Origin of the sequence: Paenibacillus sp. GCM10027629 (assembly GCF_042676425.1) — a bacterium.
Classification (GTDB): Bacteria; Bacillota; Bacilli; order Paenibacillales; family Paenibacillaceae; genus Paenibacillus_K; species Paenibacillus_K terrigena.
This window is the reverse complement of sequence record NZ_JBHTGZ010000003.1, coordinates 429,804-450,639: the sequence shown is the minus strand read 5'-3', so window position 1 is coordinate 450,639 and position 20,836 is coordinate 429,804. Positions and strand designations below refer to the sequence as shown.

Genomic DNA, 20,836 nt, shown 5'->3' with positions numbered 1-20,836 from the left:
GAGGGGTATCACTTTCCGGCCGATTCTTGTCCGCCATTTCCTTTGATTAGACTGGTAGTTGCAAATGGCTCCCAAAGATCGGACGCAAGCTCCTCCAATTGATACCCCTCTTCCCTGTTTATTTTATCTGGCTGAGCTTACAAGCAGCACTCAACTGCCCTCAAGGAGTACGGTTTGGTGTGTGGGAAGAGGGTAGGAGTATAACCAGATAAAATACGGTGGGTTGAGGGGTATCACTCTCCGGCCGATTCTTGTCCGCCATTTCCTTTGATTAGACTGGTAGTTGCAAATGGCTTCCAAAGATCGGACGCAAGCTCCTCCAAGTGATACCCCTCTTCCCTGTTTATTTTATCTGGCTGGGCTTACAAGCAGCACTCTACCGCCCTCAAGTAGAACGGTTTAGTGTGTGGGAGAGGGTAGGACACCCAAATAAAATACACCCCACCGTTCCAGAAGAACGATGGGGTGTATAAGTGACGGCACATTACTACCGTCTACCATATGGGCGTTTGGCACGCGGAGGGCCTAAAATTTCGGCCCACACGAGGCCTTTAACTAGTTCCTCACGTGATACACCTGGTTCGATTGCATCAGCCTTGTGAAGGGCATAGGAGGGCTCTGAAACATACTGCATTGGAGCCCTCTCAGTCCGAGCCATTTGATTGGGTCTCGCAGGCTCGACTTGCACCGCTACCGGCGGAAGGAAAGGCGATACGGATGGTTGCACCGTTGCTGGTGTCTCCATTCCAGCCTCTTCATACACGTCACGGGTCGGTTCAACACGACGCTCCATCCCCGTTGTCTGTGACGGCGCATCCGGGTTCCCGAATGGTTTATCTCCGCCGAAGGAAGGCATCCGGTTCTTCCCAGATTTAGCATTCGAGATGATCTTGCCCACAATACCAATCAGAATGACCGCAAGGATTGGAGAATGCACAAAAAATTGAACGATCTTCTCAATCATTTCGGATATATTCATAGGCTATTTTCCGTCTTTCATGTCGCCTGTGCCCGGCTCACCGGATTTTCCGATGGTTCCGCGCATTTGCGTATCGGCTTCGATATTTTTCAAGTTCATGTAATCCATTACGCCTAAATGTCCGGTGCGAAGGGCATCAGCAAGCGCAAGCGGCACCTGGGACTCGGATTCCACAACGCGTGCTCTCATCTCAACGACAAGCGCCTTCATCTCTTGCTCCTGCGCAACCGCCATCGCACGACGTTCTTCCGCCTTCGCTTGTGCAATGCGCTTATCTGCTTCCGCTTGTTCCGTCTGCAAATGTGCACCAATGTTCTTACCTACATCAACGTCCGCAATATCAATGGACAAGATCTCAAACGCTGTACCTGCATCTAGACCTTTTCCCAATACCGTACGAGAGATCATATCTGGATTCTCAAGCACATCTTTATGCGAGCCACTAGAACCTACTGTAGTAACAATACCTTCACCAACACGAGCAATAATTGTCTCTTCACCCGCACCACCAACGAGGCGATCCAAGTTCGTACGTACGGTTACGCGAGCTTTAACTTTCACTTCAATCCCGTCTTTTGCCACGGCTGCAACGATTGGCGTCTCAATAACGCGAGGGTTAACGCTCATTTGAACAGCCTGCAATACATCACGACCAGCCAAGTCGATCGCAGCTGCACGTTCGAACTCTAACGGAATATTCGCACGTTGTGCTGCAATTAGCGCGTTAACGACACGGTCAACATTACCCCCAGCTAGATAGTGACTTTCCAATTGATTAATGTTAAGTCCAAGACCTGCTTTCGTCGCCTTAATTAACGGATTAACAATTCGGCTCGGGGTAACCCGGCGCAACCGCATCGCGACGAGTGTAATGATCCCGACGCGCACACCTGATGCGAGTGCCGAAATCCACAACATAATCGGGAAGAAACTTAAGAACACAGAGAGTACAATAATAACAACAACAGCAATTAACAAGAAACTAATCATTGTCGAATCCATTTAAAGCGTTACCTCCAGAAAAAAATTTATTTGTCTAACTCACGAACAATGATTCGAGTACCATCGATTCGTGTAACAACCACTTTACGATTCGCATCTATAAAGCTACCGTCCGTGACAACATCTACTCGTTCTTCCCCAATCTGGACCGCGCCAGACGGACGAAGGGGCGTTAGACTTACACCCTCACGATGCAGCAAATCCGATTTGGACGTCGAAGAGACGTAACCTTCCTCGGTCGTTAATTGATCTTTTAATATGAACCGATTCCAAATCCCTCGATGCTTGAAGATTCTTGCTACAATAATGACAACGATCACGGCTGCAACAAATGCAATACCAAGCGATACGAGTGCACTGGATGTGTCGAATGCAGCCATCACGACGCTTGCAATCAGTGAACCTGATCCCAGTATACCCAATATTCCAAAGCTTGGTATGAATAACTCTAGAACAAGCAAAATGATCCCTAATACAAACAAGACAAGCGACTCTTGTTCCGCAAATCCAGCCACATAGTTACCGAAGAAATAGAGACCAAAACCAAGAAGCCCCACGATCCCTGGAACACCAAAGCCAGGAACAATAAGCTCGATAGCCACCCCTGCGATCCCAAGGAATAACAGCAGCGTAGAGACGACAGGACTTGTGATCCATCCAGCCAACTTCTCCATCCACGACTGATTCACTTGAACAAGCTGATAATCCGATATACCAGCGAATTGAACCGCTTCATCCATCGATTTTACAATACGGTCCGCATAACCAACGGCGAGTGCATCTTGCGCAGATAGCGAGATAATCTCACCTTGTTTTTTCACACGTGAAATGGCCTTCATCTCAACAACAATATTCTTATCAACCATCCCTGCAGCAATATCTGCATTTCGCTTATTCGCTTGAGCAGCTGCAACCATCACACTAGACCACGCTGCCGTATACTTCGGGTTATCAACCGATCTGCCTAATGAATCGACAATTGACGCAGCGCCAATCATACTGCCGTCAGCCATTACAATCTGGTCTGCACAGAGCGAAATGTAACTTCCAGCTGAAGCCGCTTCACCCTTTACATAAGCAAGCGTCGGAATTTTCGATTCCAAGATCAACTTCCCAATCTCCATCGCATTCCCTAGAACACCACCAGGTGTATTGACCTCCAGGACGATGAGAGAAGCTTGAGCTTCTTCCGCCTTTTCAAAAGATCGTTCCAAAAACCGCTGCAGTCCCGATTCAATCTCATGTGCAACAGGTATGACATAGACGAGCTTTTTACCTGCTGCCGCTGCTTGAGCTTTGTCTGGGATCCCCCCCAACACTGCGCCCGAAATGCCCGCAATCAACATCACTGTAAGTAATCCATAAGATATAAAACGTTTCCAGAAATGATGCAATACGTTTCCCCCTTTCTCTATCAAATATCGTCAAAGAGCGATACTAGTAATACGTCCATGAAAATTTTTCGTTTCAAGAAAATAAATACCAACTCTAAAAACCGCATGGTATCAGGGATTTTGCTCATATAAAAAAGACTGCCGACAACATTGTTGCCGGCAGTCTAAAACATTCCATATTCATGGAGTGTTTATCTTTATTGCAGAAACTGTGAAACCGCTTGGTTCACTATTTTACCGTCAGCGCGCCCTTTTACCTTAGGCATTAGAGCACTCATCACCTTACCCATATCGGCTTTAGAAGAAGCACCGGTTTCCTGGATGGTCTGCTGTACAATCACTTTAATCTCTTCTTCAGTAAGCTGGACAGGAAGGTACTGACCAATTATTTCTATTTCTGCTTTTAAGTTGACGGCGAGGTCATCACGACCTGCCTTAATAAATTCTTGGAGGGAATCTTTTCGCTGTTTGATTTCACGACTTAGAATTTCAAGCACTTCATCGTCATTCAAAGTTCTTTTCAAATCTATTTCAAGATTCTTAATCGCCGAGCGAACCATTCGAATGGTGGAGAGTTTGAACTTGTCTTGACTTTTCATCGCTTGTTTCATATCTTCGTTCAATCGTTCGCTTAAATTCATTGGTAGTTAGATCCTCCTAAAACTTTCTCTTACGAGCAGCCTCGGACTTTTTCTTGCGCTTAACACTTGGCTTTTCATAGTGCTTACGTTTCTTCACTTCAGCCAATACACCATCCTTAGCAATGGAGCGCTTAAAGCGACGAAGTGCAGCATCAATTGTTTCGTTTTTGCGAACTTTAGTTTCAGACACCAGTTTTCCCTCCCTCCGACCAGACCGTCCAAGACGGATAACACGGTTCATCAAATTTCATTATATGTGAAAAGGAAATATGGTGTCAACTATGACTCCATTTCCTTTTTCTACTGAGCCCAAAAATTAATCTCTGCTCCCTACAAGGGCGCCTAATTTCTCTCCCCCGAGCAGATGGTAATGGATGTGGAAGACCACTTGGCCGCTGTCTGGACCACAATTGTTAATCAAGCGGTATCCGGATTCTGCGATTCCTAAATCTTTGGCGATCTGCTGTGCCGCCTGATGAATTTCACCGATCAATGGGAGATCTTCCGTTGCCACATCATTCATCGTCGCAATATGTTTCTTCGGAATGATTAACACGTGTTGAGCAGCTGAGGGTTGTATATCGTAAAATGCAACAATGCGGTCGTTCTCGAATACTTTTTTCGAAGGAATCGTTCCCTCAACAATTTTACAAAAAATGCAATCCATCTAGGCTACCCCCATGCATAGTATCAGTTCAGTAAATTTTATAATACCATCATACAGAAAAAATGGCCCAGAGTCCAATACACATGAAAAAAAAAGAGCACATGTTAGAGATATACGCCGAGAATCTTGCTGACGATTCAAGGTTGCTTCCTTCCGTGGTAAGGATCAGCGTATATTTCTAACAAGTGCTCATCAAGGATGTCGGTTAATTGTATTATAACAGCGGGGTCGATTATACTCTGTGAAGTGTATCACAGAGTATAACAGTTTTCTCTAAATCGATTCTAAGGCAATGACGGAACCTTCGCCAGACTGCTGAGCCGGTGTAATGACCAGTTTTCTTGGAAGTCTCGCTCTTAGCTCTGGGACATGACTGATTATCCCTACTGTCAAGCGATCCATATGAAGCTTCTCCAATGCCGTAATAACTGTATCCAACAACTCCGGATCAAGCGTACCAAAGCCTTCGTCCAAGAAGAAGAATTGTAATGGATACTTCCCTTGCAGTTGAATCTGTGCCGATAACGCGAGCGCCAAGGCGAGTGATGTCAAGAATGTCTCTCCTCCCGATAGTGTCGAGACAGGGCGCCGAACGCCCCCGTTCGCATCATCGCGAATGACGAATCCCCCAGTGGAGTCCACTTCTAATGCGTATCGCTGCTTGGTCAAGAAACGTAACCGTTCAGAAGCGGCGCGACTTACTTGCATCAACTGCTCTTCCGCAATAAATTCGACGAAGGCATTCCCGCGGAATACCGTCTGCAGCTGCGACAAGCGTTCGAACAGCTCCTGTTCGGCGCCTCGTTTCTGTTCTAATACAGTCCAACGTTCTGCTTTGCGCATCAGTTCTTCGAGATCACGTTCAGCTTTGGCCTTCGCCCGAACCGCCTCTTCATCCTGTGCAAGCTGCTGCTGTAAGGATTGATTCGATTGCTCCCAAGCCTCTTCCGTCACCCGCTCACCTTGCAGCATTTCTTCCAGTCGTTGAATCTGGGAGACAAGTCTATGCTGAAGCTGTCGATGTGCAGCAATCGTCTCCTGATGACTCACGATCTGATCCGGCGTCAGTATAGCTTGTCGAACATCCTCTGCCATCGCGAAAATTGATTCCGACCTTTGCTCGGCCCAAATCCGTTCCGCCTGTGTTGCGCGTTCTTCGGCAGACAATGCAGACTGCTTCGCATGTAAGGCTTCCTCCGATAAGGCATTGAGCAGATCAAGCACATGATCTTTGGCTGATTTCGCGGATTGTGCGTCTACACGAAGCGTAGACAACTTGGCTTCTGCCTCTTGAATCAATGCTTCAACCGTCCGATCTCCTGCATCAAGACCAAGAAGCTGAAGAAGTCTGGCCTCTTTTTCGTGGGATAGCTGCATCTTCCCTTCAAGTTGAGCGGCAATCAGGACTGCGTCTTTTTCTAGAGCTGTAAGCTCCTGACCTCTCTCTAATAGCTGCGCATTCATCTCTTCGATAAAAGGAACACTGCGTTCGAGTCGACCTTGTATATCTTGTAGCTGTTCATCCTTGTTCTTCAGCTCTAGCAGGATGTCGTCCATGGATTCCCGGACAATAGAAGCCGGAATATGAGTCTCCCACTGTTCTAGCAAGACGGCTCGCTCATGCGTAATGGATTGAACCATCCGCTGCTGGCTTTGATGGAGCTGCTCCAACGCCTGACGATCCGCCCGAAGTTGTGAGGACTGCCGCTGAAGATCTACAATACGAGCGCGATGCTTCTTCCCCTGTTGTTCTAATTGTTCTACCTCTGAGCGATGCCCACTCTGATCTATACGAAGGCATGCAATAGCTGCCTGAATTTCCTCCCATGTGGTAATCGAGAACGGCGAAGCTGCAATTGCTACGGGATGGTCTTGATGTTCCAGCACGGCGACAGCCGCTTCTTGCTGCCACGGAATGTCAACACCCTCGATTTCAAGGGTTGTCGGAAGGGCAATCAATCTGGACATGAGCTGTAAATTTATCGCTTTTAACTCATGTAGTTCTAAGACGTATGGCTCCATCGCAGTGATCTGTTCTTGAATATTTGAAGGATCGCTGTCTCGTATCACCTTACCCATCGCACCTTGCGAATGATGCGGGTGCGTCGTTGATCCACAAACCGGACAAGGCTCGCCTTGGACCAATTGTTCGGCTAGTTTTGCGGACAGTCTCTCGATTTCCTGCTCCCGCTCGACACGCCGCACTCGTGCGATCTCATCTGCCAGAGCGTTTTGGAGTGCTGTGTGCTTCTCCTCTTCGCGACGCAAGTACCCGTTAAGTGAATGAATTCGATCCATCGTTTGAAGATTCTCAGAATAAATCTCCCGCTCTAAGGCTTCATGGGCTTGATAAGCAAGATCGGCTTGCTTCATTCGCTCAGAAATGGTACCCAGCTCCGATGTCGCACCCTGTAATTGACGTTCTAGTGCTTCGATCGATTGATGAAGACGATCCGCTCTTTGGACTTGCTCACGCCATTCTGGGCGTATTTCATTTGCTTTCTGCGCTTCATTGAGCTCGGCTTGACGTTTGAGCGCCTTTTCCCTCTGTTGACTTAATTTGGCGATCTGTTCGATTACTACGGCCTGTTGTTCTACACTTTGCGTGCTTCGCTTCGTGAGCTCCGTTGTCTCGAGGTTCAACTGCTTGCATTCTTGCTCCAACGATCGTGCTTGTTCCAAATGATCGAGATGAAGCAGCAGCTTTGGCTCCAGATCAGATAGCTGCTGTTGTTTTTCATCAAATACAGCAGCAGCTCGTTCGGCAGCTTCACGTGCACTTTGCTCCTTGTGAGTAACCGTCGCTAATACAGCCTTACGTTCCGTCAATTGAAGTGCTGACTGCTCATATTCATTTAAAAAAGGAAGCAACCGTCTAGCCGCGTCCGCACGTGTCAACAACTGCTCCAACCCGACGATTTGTTGCTCCTGTGTTGTCAATTCAGCTTGCTTCAGCAATAGCCCCGATAATTCTATGCCCTGATCTCGCGTTGCCTTCATGCGTTCCACCACAGCCTCAAGGGCTTTACGTTTCGCACGTTGTTCCTCTGCCAACGTTCTTGCACTCTCGAGTGTCTCCGAGGCTTGTCTTACCGTGTCTTCTGAGGCATCACCCAGCCCCTGCTGCTCTGCTGCAACTTCCTTGAGACGTACATCGGTCTCCTTCAGACGGCGACTTAACTGAATCATTAACTCGTCGCCGTATTTCTCCAAATGGAACAGACGTTGAAGCATCTGCCGACGTTCGCTCCCCTTTAGCGAGAGGAACTCGGCGAACTTCCCTTGGGGAAGTACAACGGCTCGTGTGAAATCGGTGATCGTAAGACCGATAATTTCTTCTACGCAACGAGTCACGTCGGCCAATTTGTCGGCGAGCACAACTTCACCTTCATCAGTAACTTCAACGAAACGACTTACCGTGTTGCTAATCGAGATCTCATTCATCCGTTTAAACCGGCGTTCCACGCGGTAACGCTTCGGTCCAGCTGCAGATAGCAATTCGAAAGTGAATGATACTGCAAGCTGGTTCTCGTTCAGGTTCATAATACCCTGCGTCCCATTCGCTGCGCGTTCGACTTTCCCGTACATCGCGAGCGTAATCGCATCAAGTACCGTCGATTTTCCGCTGCCCGTTGGGCCGAAGATCCCGAACAACCCCGTCTCACAGAGCGCGGTAAAATCAATTTCCTGCGCTTCGCGATAGCTCTGAAGTCCGGCTAATTTCAAATGGATTGGCTTCATGCCGTTTCCCCTCCATTCTCTAGCGGATGCGAGTGATGAATAAGCTCTAAGAACAATTGCACAAGCTCCGAGTTCGGCTCCGCGCCTCCTGTCTGCCGCTCATAGAAGCGACGGAACAATTCATCGATCGGCATCTCCGATCTGTTCGACAAGAGCAGCTCTGAAGACTCCATCTCCGGATAAATGGGACGAATATTCACAATCCCCTCATGAGCCTTACGAAGGTGTTGAATTTGCTCCATCGTCATCGCTTCCGTCAGGCGGATTTCGAGATCGATCCATGCCCGAGCATCTCGTCCTTCATCCAACCAGCGATAGACCTCTTCCATACCGCCTCGGGCTTGCCATCTGACAAGCGGCCGACCGCTGCTCAAGAAAATTTCTTGCGGGGAGGCCGCTTGCCCCGGTGCGATATCCAATATCGTTACGGACTTCGCTTGTCCGGCTTCCGAGAAGCTATATGCCAGCGGTGATCCACTATATCGGATCACGCCATCCCCCTTCACCGTCTGCGGACGGTGAAGATGACCAAGCGCCGTGTACTGGGCGCCAATGGCAAGAGCGGCGGTGTCTACCGTGTAGGCACCGCCCACCTGAATCGGACGTTCCGAGTCCGATTCCACGCCCCCCAGCACGTAAATGTGGCTCATCGCCACATTGACCGTGTCCTTGGCGAACTGCTGCGCTTGCTGGCGCAGCAGACGCCCGACGCGCGCGCTGTACGCGCTGCGGATGCCGGATTCGTCGGCATCCTCCCCCGTCAGGAGCTCGGCCAGCCGAGCTTCTGACGGGTAGGGCAGCGCGGCTACGACCGCGCGCTCGCCCGTGCGCGGCGCCGCGAAGCGCATCACATCGCCGGTCGGAAGACCGGCGATCGTGATGCCTGCTCGCGCGACGAGCGGGCTTGATGCCGCGAGCCGCTCGGGCTGATCGTGATTGCCCGCGATGACGGCAATCGGTCTGCTTGCCCCCGCGGATAAGCGCGCCATCGCTTCATAGAAGAGCTGCTCCGCACCCGCAGGCGGATTGACGGAGTCATAGATATCTCCCGCGAGCAGAATCAGATCAATCTGCTGTTCCTCCGTGATCTGTACCAATTCATCCACAAATGCCGCCTGCTCTTCTAAGCGACTTCGGCCTTCGAGCGTCCGGCCAAAATGCCAATCCGCCGTATGCAGTATACGCATCCTGCGTCCCTCCTCTTCCATCTTCTCCCATTTCTATCATCGAACTGTATCAGTAACAGCTACAAGTCTATAAATCTACAAATGCACAACATGACAGCCATCAAAGAAATACAACACTTTCTCGTCAACAGGGCGTCTCCAGATCCGCTCAATCGCCGTAGCATAGAGCTCCACTTGGAACCGGTAACGGTCCGACACTTCCTTCAAGCTGTCTTCCCCTGGCGCAACGCGGTCCGTCTTATAATCGAGCAGCACCAAGGTACCGTCCGCACGTTCATAAAGACAATCGATAACCCCTTGAATCAAAACCGTCTCCCCATTGAGCGAAGTTGGATCTGTTGTCATATCTCCCAGCAACCCCGTATCTGCGTGCATTGCAGCTTCATCTTGCATCTTGCGCAGATGAGGAATCGCCTCTACCGCTGGCAAGCCGAAGCTGTATGGTACTTCTCGCTTCACCCACTTGGCAGCCTTTAACTGCGCTCCCGTTTCACTCGAATAAAAAGCTGCTACGCTTGCTGCATCAACGGCCTTCCGTTGTTCTTCTGAGATCAAGCGAGTATCGACCATTCGCTGCAGCAAAGCACTCACCGCTTCTGCATCGATGTCCAGCTCCGGCGTGATCGAAACATGTTGCATCACCAAGTGATAGACTGTTCCGCGCTCCGTAGGCGTCAGCTTCTTCTTCTCCATGAATTTCGGACGGCGGAGATGCAGCGACAAGATCGATTCATCGCCAGAAGGCTGCCTCATTTCTAATTGTCCCTCATCTATAGCATCGTGCTCCAGCACCTCTGGGAACAGTTCCATCGCAGGATCCTCTTCCTGCATCTGAAGCATTCGCTTCATTTCAGTCACGGTCGTCTTCGCCGCAACACCGCTTGCCACAAGGTGCGGGTAACGCCATTCAAGCCTTTCGGAAATCAGACTGCCAGCAGCATGATCTGTCTGTGCCTCTGCATTCAAATTCACAACCATGCTCTCTCCCGATATACCCTGCGGTTGTTGCTCGGACTCCGATTCACCATCAATAGACTCATCAAACCACAATTCGAGCTGCCCATCATCCATTCCCGCGGCAGCCTCTTCTTCATGCACATGCTCGTCAGAGACCGCCGCCTGCATCCCCGCGACCTGTCCCTGCGCCATCTGCATCACGAGGTTCAGCTTCGCCATGTAAGCATCATCCTGATCAACCGTTTCAAGACCTACTGCTGCCCACTGCTGTACTTCCTCTGCGGGAACGACAGAGATGTACCACTTCGACGGATCATCCGACAGACAATCACCTGCACGATTTGGCAGACCGCCTAAGCGACGAAGTTCAGAGCCATCGCGATGCCGAATCAGTGACGGCGCAATCCAATCCAAATAACTGCGGCCTCGCGCCAACATATAATCCGGCAATAGTAAATCCGGTTGATCTACCGCTTGTCCCCAAGTCTGCAGCTGTTTCTCGACATTGCGGACTGAGCCAATGAGATAGAGCTTCTCTTTCGGCCTCGTCAACGCGACATACAATACCCGCATCTCTTCCGCGAGCAATTCCATCTTGATCTGCCGCTTGATGGCGAGACTAGGAAGCGTCGGATAGGCCACACGCAGGTCCTGATCCACAAAACGCGGTCCAAAGCCAAGCTGCTTGTGCATCAAGAATGAAGCACTCAAATCCTGTTGATTGAACATTTTGGATAACCCTGCTACGAACACAACAGGGAACTCGAGTCCTTTACTCTTATGAATGGTCATGATTCGAACGACGTCCTCTTGCTCACCAAGCGCCCTTGCTGTACCGAGATCCCCGCCATTATCCTGCATTCGTTCAATGAACCGTAGAAAGCGGAACAATCCGCGTAAAGAAGTCGATTCATATTGACGTGCACGATCATATAAGGCTCGTAAATTCGCTTGACGCTGTGTGCCGCCTGGCAGACCTCCAACCCAATCGTAATAACCCGTCTCGCGATAAATTCGCCACAGCAGTTCGGACAACGATCCCTGCCGCGCTTCATCCCGCCAATGGGCAAGTCGTGCCATGAAGCGCTGCAGCTTCGTAAGCAATCCTTCTTGCACGAACGGACTCGTCCCCTCGGCCTCTTCCTCCGCCGTTAACTTCATCATCGCATCATAGAACGACAACCCTTTGCCATGCAGACGAATTTGCGCCAGCTCTTCCGCCGTCAGATTCACAACGGGAGAACGAAGAACACCCGCAAGTGGAATATCCTGTACCGGATTGTCAATGACCTTCAATAAGGAGATCATCACTTCGACTTCCGTCGCCTCAAAATACCCTGTATTCAATTCCGCATATGCCGGAATCCCTTCCATTCTAAGCTGCTCAATCATAAGCGGCGCCCATTGCTGCGTCGCGCGAAGCAGTATAACCATGTCACGATACGTAACGCTGCGCATCCCCTTCAAATGCTTGTCATAGACTTGGAACGGCGTACCGTATTCGCCCATCAACTGGCGGATTTGCGTCGCGATCAACCGCGCTTCAAGCTGAGCCGTCATAAGTTCTTCTGCATCCATCTGCGCAGCTCGGCGCATCGATGCTCCGCCCTCATCGGCCCCATCTGACGCCTCTGCATCCGCTGCATCATCATCGAGTGGTTCCACGCCTTGTGCGCCCGCTCCGCTTCCACGATCAATTAGCCACAGTTCAGCTGGATATTCTTGTCCGAATGCCTCTTCACCCACGGGATATTTCGCACCACATACAAGTTCTGCTCGTTCGTCATAGTCGATCTCTGCGACCGATGCATTCATAATTTGACGAAAAATCGTATTCACCGCATCCACAATCTCCTGGCGACTGCGGAAATTCCGTGCAAGATCGATACGAAGCCCCTGCCCCGCACTAATGGAAGGGTAGGATTTATATTTGTTCAAGAATAATCCCGGTTCCGCAAGACGGAATCGATAGATACTCTGCTTCACGTCACCGACCATGAATCGGTTACCCGCTCCAGGCCGAGAAATCAATGAGACAATCGCTTCCTGTACCATATTCGTATCCTGGTATTCATCGAGCAGCACTTCCGCGAATTGCGTCTGATACTCCATCGCCGCACCTGAAGGGTATGTTTCTTCGAGAGTAGAAGCTGGATGACGCAGAATTTGCAAGCAATAATGCTCCAAATCCGAGAAATCCACGAGCCCCTTCGCACGTTTCGCCTGCTCATATTTCTCACCGAAATCCAGTACGAACGCCGCTAGTGTTCGCATCAACGGCGCAAGCGTCTGCATCTCCCCTAAGAAGAGCTCCGGCGGCCGACGGAATAATTCTTCCTGCATAGCCGTCAGTATTTTCTTCACTTGGTCCCGAAGACCTTTCACTTGATCCTGGAGCTCCTTGTTATACTGATCCCCGCGACAAGCCTTCAGCTTCCCGAATGCAATCGCCGCAAAATGCTCATAGAGCATCTCCCAAGGCGCTTCCTCTGCCGCTTCGCGAAGCGACAGCACCATACTCATGTCTTCCATCAACGTGTCCCGATAAGGCTCAGGCCCCCCTGGCTGTTCAATGAGCATCATAGCCTGCCGAAGAATACCTACAACACCGTTCAACTGTAACCGCACATCCGCTACAACACTCTGCGCCCAAGCACTCTGACCGAGCATCGCCACATCCTCGACGGCGAACGCATCTGCCATCGTATAGAGCCATTCGCGAGGCCATGGATGACTTCGAGAGAAATCATACAGCGACTGTACTAACCGTACCATCGCCTCATCACTGCGCTCTCCGCTGAACCAATCCACGAGCTTGCGGAAATCACTATCCTCGGCATCATTCGCATAATGCGCTTCGAATAGATCTTCCAGCACTTCCTGACGGATGAAATCCGCCTCGGTCTCATTTGCAATCCGAAAAGCCGGATCAAGCGGAATCAATTGGAAATATCGTTGAATGACTTCCAAGCAAAAGGAGTGCAGTGTCGTAATGGAGGCACGATTCATAAGTGCAAGTTGACGCCGCAGATGCTCTGAATCCGGATTTTTATCGAGTTCCTTCTCTAACGCTTCCCGAATTCGCTCACGCATTTCCGCCGCCGCTGCCTTCGTAAAGGTCGCAACAAGCAGCTGATCGACATTAAGCGGCTCTTCTTCCGAAGCAATCTTCCGAATAATCCGTTCGACCAATACCGCGGTCTTTCCTGATCCTGCAGCCGCAGCGACAAGGATATTCTCACCGCCCCGCACAATGGCACTCCATTGATCATCGGTCCACTGACTGCCTTCCGGCTTGGGAACGTTATTTAACATCGTCATCGCTAGCGTCTCCTTTCATCTCAAGCAAATTCCATACATCATCCTTCTTCGGCTTCGCAAGCTTCTTGAAGTGATTCCCTTCGACTAACTCATCGAATTGACAGACCGGCTTATAAGAGCAGTGGTCGCATGCCGTCGTCTGTGCTATTTTATAAGGCTCAATCGCTACATCACCGTTCGTAATATCCGTTCCAATGGTGCGGATTGTAGATCGTACCGCTGTCCGTAACGTATCCCATTGATCCATCGTCGCAACCGACGCGTTACTGTAGAAGCCACCGTCCGCTTTCACGGCAACTGGAAGAACTTGGGAATACCCTTTATCGAGCGAGGCATCCATCAAGGACACTGCTTCCCGATCCGCGAGCACGAGCCCCTTCATCTTGAACCGTTTGAGTGTCTGTTCATGCGCTTGGTCACGCGTTAGTCCGTTCGAAGCCTGAAGCAATGGATTGTGTACGTGAAAATATAACGTCCCTGCCGGCATAGCCTTCTCGCCGAGCCATACTTCCGCATTCGTGAGCAGCACGTCCAGATACGTCAGCATTTGGAGGGACAAGCCATAATACACTTCGTGCAGCTTCAGATCCGTCTGACTAGACTTATAGTCAATGACGCGCAGCATCACACCCTTGTCGCCTTCCGCTTTATCCACGCGGTCGATCCGTCCGACGATCTCCATTGTACAACCATTATCCAGCGTAAACTGCAAGGAAGGGAGCGGCTTGTCCGGCCCGAAATCAAGCTCGAGTCCAATCGGCTCGAACGACCCTCTCCGTGCATGCTCACCCAAAATCGCTGCAGCACGACCTACGATCTCTTTTAATTTGCGTGCTATATATCCGAACCGCTTGGAACTTAGAAGAATTTCACCTTGCAGTCGCGGCGTCAGCGCATCCACGATTTTCTCCGCTTCAAATCGGCATTCTTCCGGCGTTAAATCCCCCCAGTGGCGATTCTCTTCCTTAAATTGCACGGCCATCTGACTTAATGCGGCATGGAATAACTGCCCGATATCCGGCGCTTCCAGACGGAACAACTGCCGTTCCTTGAGCTTAAGACCATGCGATGCGAAATGGGCGAAAGGACATGATACATACTTCTCCATTCGCGATACGCTCGATTTCAGATGGGTCCCATACAGCTTCCGGCTTGTCTCCGCTCCAAGCGAAGCAACATCATTGCGATAGAATAGCGATTGCAGCAGCATTTGCAGCTTCGGCTGCCATGCCTCTTGATTCGCGAACCAATCGAACACTTGCCACCAGAAATCTGCAATATCAAGTCCGCGACGCCACTGACGAAGCTGAACAATGAGATATGACAACGTCCGTTCCGGATGTGCAATATAACGCAGCTGTTCTTCCGTTGGTTGTAGTGGATGCGGTTCTCCTGTTAGTAAGCGCTCCTGAATTCCCGGAAAAATCGTACGTAAATGCCGCATCAATTCCGATGGGAGCAGCGTTCTACCTTCCTCATCGGCAAGCGGATAGCTCACCCATAGATGCTCACTAGGCGTCGTCAATGCTTGATAGATAATAAACCGCTCATCCAGCAATTTACGACGAATCCCCGGCGCGAGCCGAAGTCCGATCTCTTCTAGGCGTTCCCGCTCTTGTTCCGTTAAGACTCCATCTTCAATGGCACGTGCTGGAATGACACCGTCATTCACCCCCAGCATGAAGCAATATTTGATCTGGCCTGACCGTGTTCGATCCATGCTTCCGATCAATACCTGATCCAGTGCCGCTGGAACGAGGGCGAGCTTCATGCTCTCAAGCCCTGTCTCGACAACCCCTGCGAACAATTCGATGTTCAGTTCCTCATCGCCCATCATTTCCACGATCTGATCCAACAAGTCGATCACATTACCCCATAACTGGCGATGTTCCTTGGCCCGCTGCGGTTGCCCCGCGATCACTTGCTCATGACTCATCCGATCTAGCCGATCCGCAGCCTCTACGCGAACAAGCAAGCTGTATACGGCTTCACACATGCCGCGTACGTTACGCGCATTTTTCAATGCCTGCTCAAACGCATGTAATGGCTGCACAATTCGCTCACGGCATCGTTCGAGCACGTCATCACGGCCCATCTCGAGCTCTAAGTTCGCAGCACTAGCATCTTCGTTCGGATCCAGTGAGACAGCATGCATTCTCCGCCACGGTCGTCCATCTGTCCAACGCGAGCCTTGAATTCCCGTTGCAAGGACATAATTTTCGAGCACATCCATCTCATGCCGTCCGATTTCTCCATCTGCTGGCAGGAGGAAATCCGTCTTAATACACCGAAACACCGCGTCATAACGCCAATGGTTCGATACGATTTCAAGGGATGACCGAATAAATTCAACAAGCGGATGATGGAGCACTTTTCTTTTCTGATCGAGGAAATAGGGAATCTCATGATCTGTAAAAATGGTTGTAACCAGTTCCTCATAATCCGCAATATTGCGCACCATAATCGCCATCTCGCGCCAGCGGACCTTACGTTCCCTGGACAGTCGCAGCATCTCGCGTACGACACCTTCAACCTCTGCCCGACGATTCACGGCACCGTAAAGTGTGATTCCACAGGTCGGATGATCTGGCTGTACAATCGTTTTATCTGCCATGCGCATCGGACTGCGACGGTCATAAGCACGTTCTAGATGGGAGAGCATTGGGCTCTTCCGATATCGCGGAAGTGGTGAATCCTCCAAGACGATTGTAGGCTCTACAGGAACGTTTAACTGCTCCGCAAGTGCGCGAATTTGCATATATGTCGTCGCAGCAGGATGGAACAACTCCAGCTCATGAGGAGGTATCCCCTCGTCATACGGCTTATCTACACAACAGGTAATTGTCACTTGTGCCGCATGCTGAACTAATTGTTCAAGCACCTGATACTCTTGCGGCGTAAACCCGTGAAAACCATCAATCCAAATCTCCGTATTCGCAATCGATGCCGACTGTGGCAATCCTTCTGCAAGCAGCGCAAGGTAGTGCTCCGAATCCACATAATGATTCGCGAGTGTATGTTCAAATTCCCGATAGATCATCGTAATGTCATGCAGCTTGTCCTGCACGAGCGTCTGACTTCCCATATGCTGCGCAGCAAATTGCGCATGCTCTTCGAGCTGCGTTACATCGAGGCAATACCGTTTAAATTCGTTATAGAGTTCATTTAATTTATCGACAAAACCGAGCTGATCGGCCGATTTTCCGAACAAACGCAGCTCTTTTTGATGCCGGTGGATTATTTTATAGAGCAGCATCTTCTTGCCTTCATCATTAATAGGAAGAAGGGCTGTCCCCCCGATTTCTTGCATCACCCGAAAGGCGAGACGACGGAAGCTGAGTACTTGTCCGCGAATCATCCCCTGTACATCGGGTGAGTTCACGAGCGCATGCTCGACTTGAAACGTTCCTTGTTCTGGCACCAAGATCATAAGCGGCGCGCCGTCTGGCTGCAGCCGGAGCTTTTCCTTGACCTGGTTAAGTATGAAATGCGTCTTGCCGCTCCCCGAGCGACCGATCACGAATTGAATAGACATGCAGCTCCCCCTTAGTTACAAACGTCCGTTCTGCTTTATCTATCTATCTTAACATATTTGGACGAATTGTTGTGCTGTGGAAGAAGATGTCGATTGGAAAACCGTGGGTTAGAGCGAAGGGGCAAATCCTTGTTCACTGACTAGAATGTGATCTTCATCAAAATAGGGCTTAAGCGTCGCAATTACGCGGAGATAGGCCTCTGGATCGTACCATCCGGCTTGCTCCTCGGTATACAACTTGGAAATTCCTAAGGCTTTGGTCCGCTTTCCTTGATTGCCGTCGCCCATGAAATAATCATCGACACAGACACGATCTGCAACCTGGGACAACCATGCACCAAACGCCTCCGAGCTCGGCAGCACAGGTGCCACTGTCGCTTGCGTCGGTAATCCTGCTTCGGTTAACTGATGCAGTGCACGGTAACGAGCCGCTATCGGTGGTGCTGATGGGGTAAACTGCTTGCGTACCGCTTCTATATCCGTCTCTATCGTCATGCTAATACGAATGCGATCCTGCAGTTGTAGGAAGAGATCCATGTCGCGTGTTACAAGCGGACTGCGCGTCTGAATAAACAGAAAATCCGGCTTTTCCTCCGTCATCACCTCGAGCAGTGATCGTGTGATCAGCGCCTCATATTCTACGGGTTGATAAGGATCTGTACTCGAAGACATAAAGATGGTTACCGGACCTTTCTTCTTCGCACGAATCAATTCTTTACGGAGTAGCTCTGCCGCGCCCTGCTTCATATCCACCCAAGTCCCCCAAGGTTGACTTCGGAAAATAGATACAGGCAATTTGCGTACATAGCAATAAGAGCAAGCGAAGGCGCAGCCCGTGTATGGGTTCAGAGAATGTGAATATCCTTTCAAAAAACCGCCCGTCGCCGTGAGAATACTTTTCGGCTGTGTGGCTTTGATATCGAGCTGCACCAACGCTCCCCCTCCTATCGATCGATTGATTACTTACTGCGCACTTCGAACACGGCGAATTTCAAATAATGACCTTCCTGTACGCCTAGAATCTGCGGATGATCTTTTCCTGCTGCACGCCATTCCACAAGTCTGAGGATTTTGCCTGCATCCTTCGCCGCTTCTTGAATCGTCTCCAAGAACAAATCTGGCCGCATATGGAACGAACAGCTCGCCGTCACCAAGTACCCGCCTTCGTTCACCAATTTCATCCCATGTAAGTTAATGTCTTTATATCCACGGCAGGCACCTGCAACTGCGCTCCTCGTCTTCGCAAAGGCTGGCGGATCCAGAATCACAACGTCCCATGTCCGGCCCGTCTGTGCATTCAGCTTAACGGAAGTATCCACCTTCGTATCTTGCTGTGACCGCACCGTACGTTCTTCTGCCCCTTTGACCTGTGAACGCAAGTAGTCAAATGCATCCGCGACCACAAACTCGACACGGTCTGTAAAACCATTCAGATCTACGTTTTTCCTCGCACTCTCAATAGCGTGCTCCGAGATGTCTAGGCAGGTTACTTTTTTTGCGCCGTATTTACAGGCATTTAGCGTGAAGCTGCCCGTATGCGAGAAGCATTCCAGAACCGTCGCACCGTCCCAATATGGGAATGTAACGACTTTGCCGTTCGCATTCACTGGTTTCCGTTCAATCATACCATCCTGTTCAACATCTTGCAGTTGAATCCCGCTGCGTCGGCCCCAACCTTTCATAAGCGGCTCAATGGAAGCACGGTTCTCCCGTTGATCGAAGAAATATCCCGTCTTCTGCCCATGCTCAATATCTACCTCAATGAGTAGATCATTTTCACGAACCAGTACATGTCTTGGACATTCGCCATATAACAGCCCCGTGGTCTGTTCCAAGCCCTCCAATTCACGAATCGGTACATCGCTGCGCTCATAGATGCCTTGCGGCTGCATCACTTCGACTAAAGCTGAGACAATCGCTTCGCGATGCACATCCATCCCTAGCGTTAGAATCTGCACGACAAGTACGTCTGCAAATCGATCCACAATCAAACCCGGCAAGAAATCGGCTTCACCATAGACAAGACGATAGGCGTTCGCTTCGCCAAGGAAACGTTCCCGATGAGCTAGACAATGTGTGAATTGCTTCACGAAAAACGCATGGTCCATCGCTTCCAAGGGCTGATAGGACACGACACGCACGGTGATCGTCGATGCTGGGTTATAATAACCAACCGCGAGGAACTTGCCTTTTTCGCTGACGACTTGTACGAGATCACCTGGCTTCGCTTCACCCTCCACCCGATCAATTTCATTATTAAAAATCCAAGGATGACCTTGTTCTACTCTTTTCTTGCGATTCTTCTGTAATATGACTGATGCCATTCGTTTGTTTTCTCCTCTCCCAGACAAAGATGCTTGTCATGGTCGTCCTATTCTGTTCATACCATTATAGAGTGGTTATTCCTATCCTTCTTTAAAGGAGTATTCTTATGTTCATATCGATTATTTTTCCGCTCTGTTACGGGTTTTCCTTGTTCCTCTTCGGCATGAAGCTGATGGAACTGGCGCTTCATCTCTGGGCTGGGCCTTATCTCACCAAAGCCATCGCCGTCTCGACCAAAACGCCGCTTCGCGGCTTATTATTCAGCACAGGTGTAACCGCACTCCTGCAGAGCAGTACAGCGATTACCGTCATCACAATTGGTCTTGTGAATGCCGGACTCTTGCCATTTGCAAGTTCACTCGGCATCATACTCGGCAGCAATATTGGAACTTGTCTAACGACCGAACTTATCGGTCTCAATCTGAACCAATATGCGCTACCGCTTCTGCTCGTCTCTCTTGGTATATGGGCTTTAGCTGTAACACTAGCCGAATACAAACCGCGTGCTCTTGATTCGATTGCATCCTGGATCCGAACCGCACAATACTTGTCCCTCGCCGTGGCCGGATTCTCCCTCATTCTCATCGGCATTGAGGAGATGAAATCGATCGCGCCCGCCTTACAAGCACGTGGACTATTCAACTGGTTCCTTGAACAGTCGGCGCAAAGTTTACTATGGGGACTTGCTGCAGGCGCCTGCATCACAGCCTTGATTCATAGCAGCGCAGCCATGATCGGATTAACGATGGGGCTCGCTACGATGAATGCCATTCCTGTAGAGCTTGGCATCGCCATCGTCATCGGTTCCAATATTGGGACCTGTGTAACAGCCCTTATCGCATCGCTTGGGGGCAGTCGATCCGGTCGGAACGTCGCTTGGACGCATGTGGTATTAAATGTTGGAGGTGCGATTCTCTTCTACCCTTTTCTCGCACAACTTCATACCGTATCGAGCTGGATGACGCCTGACCCAGCCGCTCAAATTGCACACGCCCAGACCATTTTCAATGTCGTGAGCTCCGTTGTCGCCCTCCCGCTATGCTACTTGCCCGTATGGCGTCGCATGCGAGCAGAATTTTAATCGAAG

The 20,836-nt window shown here is 50.2% G+C and carries 13 protein-coding genes; 1 reads left to right on the top strand and 12 read right to left on the bottom strand.

The genetic code is table 11. The features are described from left to right. Positions 1 to 487: 487 nt before the first annotated feature. The 12 genes from ACFQZR_RS02490 to ACFQZR_RS02435 form a co-directional block, all read right to left on the bottom strand. On the bottom strand, positions 488 to 979 hold the full coding sequence (locus ACFQZR_RS02490; RefSeq protein ID WP_379342563.1) for a hypothetical protein: 492 nt from the start codon (positions 977 to 979) through the stop codon (positions 488 to 490). A 3-nt stretch (positions 980 to 982) separates the two neighbouring features. Then, positions 983 to 1,981 carry a flotillin-like protein FloA gene (gene floA, locus ACFQZR_RS02485; protein WP_379342561.1) on the bottom strand — a complete coding sequence of 333 codons (999 nt, stop codon included), beginning with the start codon at positions 1,979 to 1,981 and terminating at the stop codon, positions 983 to 985. A 26-nt stretch (positions 1,982 to 2,007) separates the two neighbouring features. Next, the gene (locus ACFQZR_RS02480) at positions 2,008 to 3,375 is read right to left on the bottom strand and encodes an NfeD family protein (RefSeq protein ID WP_379342559.1); all 1,368 of its coding nucleotides are present in this window, start codon (positions 3,373 to 3,375) and stop codon (positions 2,008 to 2,010) included. 197 nt (positions 3,376 to 3,572) lie between these two features. Next, positions 3,573 to 4,016: a GatB/YqeY domain-containing protein gene (locus ACFQZR_RS02475; RefSeq protein WP_018756742.1), complete on the bottom strand. Its 444-nt coding sequence runs from the start codon at positions 4,014 to 4,016 to the stop codon at positions 3,573 to 3,575. Between the two features lie 16 nt (positions 4,017 to 4,032). After that, positions 4,033 to 4,206, bottom strand: a complete 174-nt coding sequence (gene rpsU / locus ACFQZR_RS02470) for a 30S ribosomal protein S21 (RefSeq protein ID WP_005547957.1) — start codon at positions 4,204 to 4,206, stop codon at positions 4,033 to 4,035. A 126-nt stretch (positions 4,207 to 4,332) separates the two neighbouring features. After that, complete coding sequence (locus tag ACFQZR_RS02465; RefSeq protein WP_379342556.1) at positions 4,333 to 4,683, bottom strand: histidine triad nucleotide-binding protein; 351 nt, start codon at positions 4,681 to 4,683, stop codon at positions 4,333 to 4,335. Positions 4,684 to 4,956: 273 nt separating this feature from the next. Continuing rightward, a complete protein-coding gene (locus ACFQZR_RS02460; protein ID WP_379342554.1) occupies positions 4,957 to 8,424 on the bottom strand; it encodes an AAA family ATPase in 3,468 nt (1,155 codons plus the stop codon). Further along, positions 8,421 to 9,611, bottom strand: a complete 1,191-nt coding sequence (locus tag ACFQZR_RS02455; RefSeq protein ID WP_379342552.1) for an exonuclease SbcCD subunit D — start codon at positions 9,609 to 9,611, stop codon at positions 8,421 to 8,423. Before ACFQZR_RS02455 ends, ACFQZR_RS02460 begins: the two co-directional genes overlap by 4 nt. Positions 9,612 to 9,686: 75 nt before the next feature. Next, positions 9,687 to 13,889: a UvrD-helicase domain-containing protein gene (locus tag ACFQZR_RS02450; protein ID WP_379342550.1), complete on the bottom strand. Its 4,203-nt coding sequence runs from the start codon at positions 13,887 to 13,889 to the stop codon at positions 9,687 to 9,689. Further along, on the bottom strand, positions 13,873 to 17,424 hold the full coding sequence (gene addB / locus ACFQZR_RS02445; RefSeq protein ID WP_379342548.1) for a helicase-exonuclease AddAB subunit AddB: 3,552 nt from the start codon (positions 17,422 to 17,424) through the stop codon (positions 13,873 to 13,875). The genes ACFQZR_RS02450 and addB overlap by 17 nt, the downstream gene beginning before the upstream one ends. Positions 17,425 to 17,532: 108 nt before the next feature. Beyond that, on the bottom strand, positions 17,533 to 18,354 hold the full coding sequence (locus ACFQZR_RS02440; RefSeq protein WP_379343767.1) for an SPL family radical SAM protein: 822 nt from the start codon (positions 18,352 to 18,354) through the stop codon (positions 17,533 to 17,535). 29 nt (positions 18,355 to 18,383) lie between these two features. After that, positions 18,384 to 19,748 carry a class I SAM-dependent rRNA methyltransferase gene (locus tag ACFQZR_RS02435; RefSeq protein ID WP_379342546.1) on the bottom strand — a complete coding sequence of 455 codons (1,365 nt, stop codon included), beginning with the start codon at positions 19,746 to 19,748 and terminating at the stop codon, positions 18,384 to 18,386. A gap of 107 nt (positions 19,749 to 19,855) precedes the next feature. Here ACFQZR_RS02435 and ACFQZR_RS02430 point away from each other — a divergent pair, with 107 nt between their 5' ends. Further along, positions 19,856 to 20,830, top strand: a complete 975-nt coding sequence (locus ACFQZR_RS02430; RefSeq protein WP_379342544.1) for a Na/Pi cotransporter family protein — start codon at positions 19,856 to 19,858, stop codon at positions 20,828 to 20,830. Positions 20,831 to 20,836 lie beyond the last annotated feature (6 nt).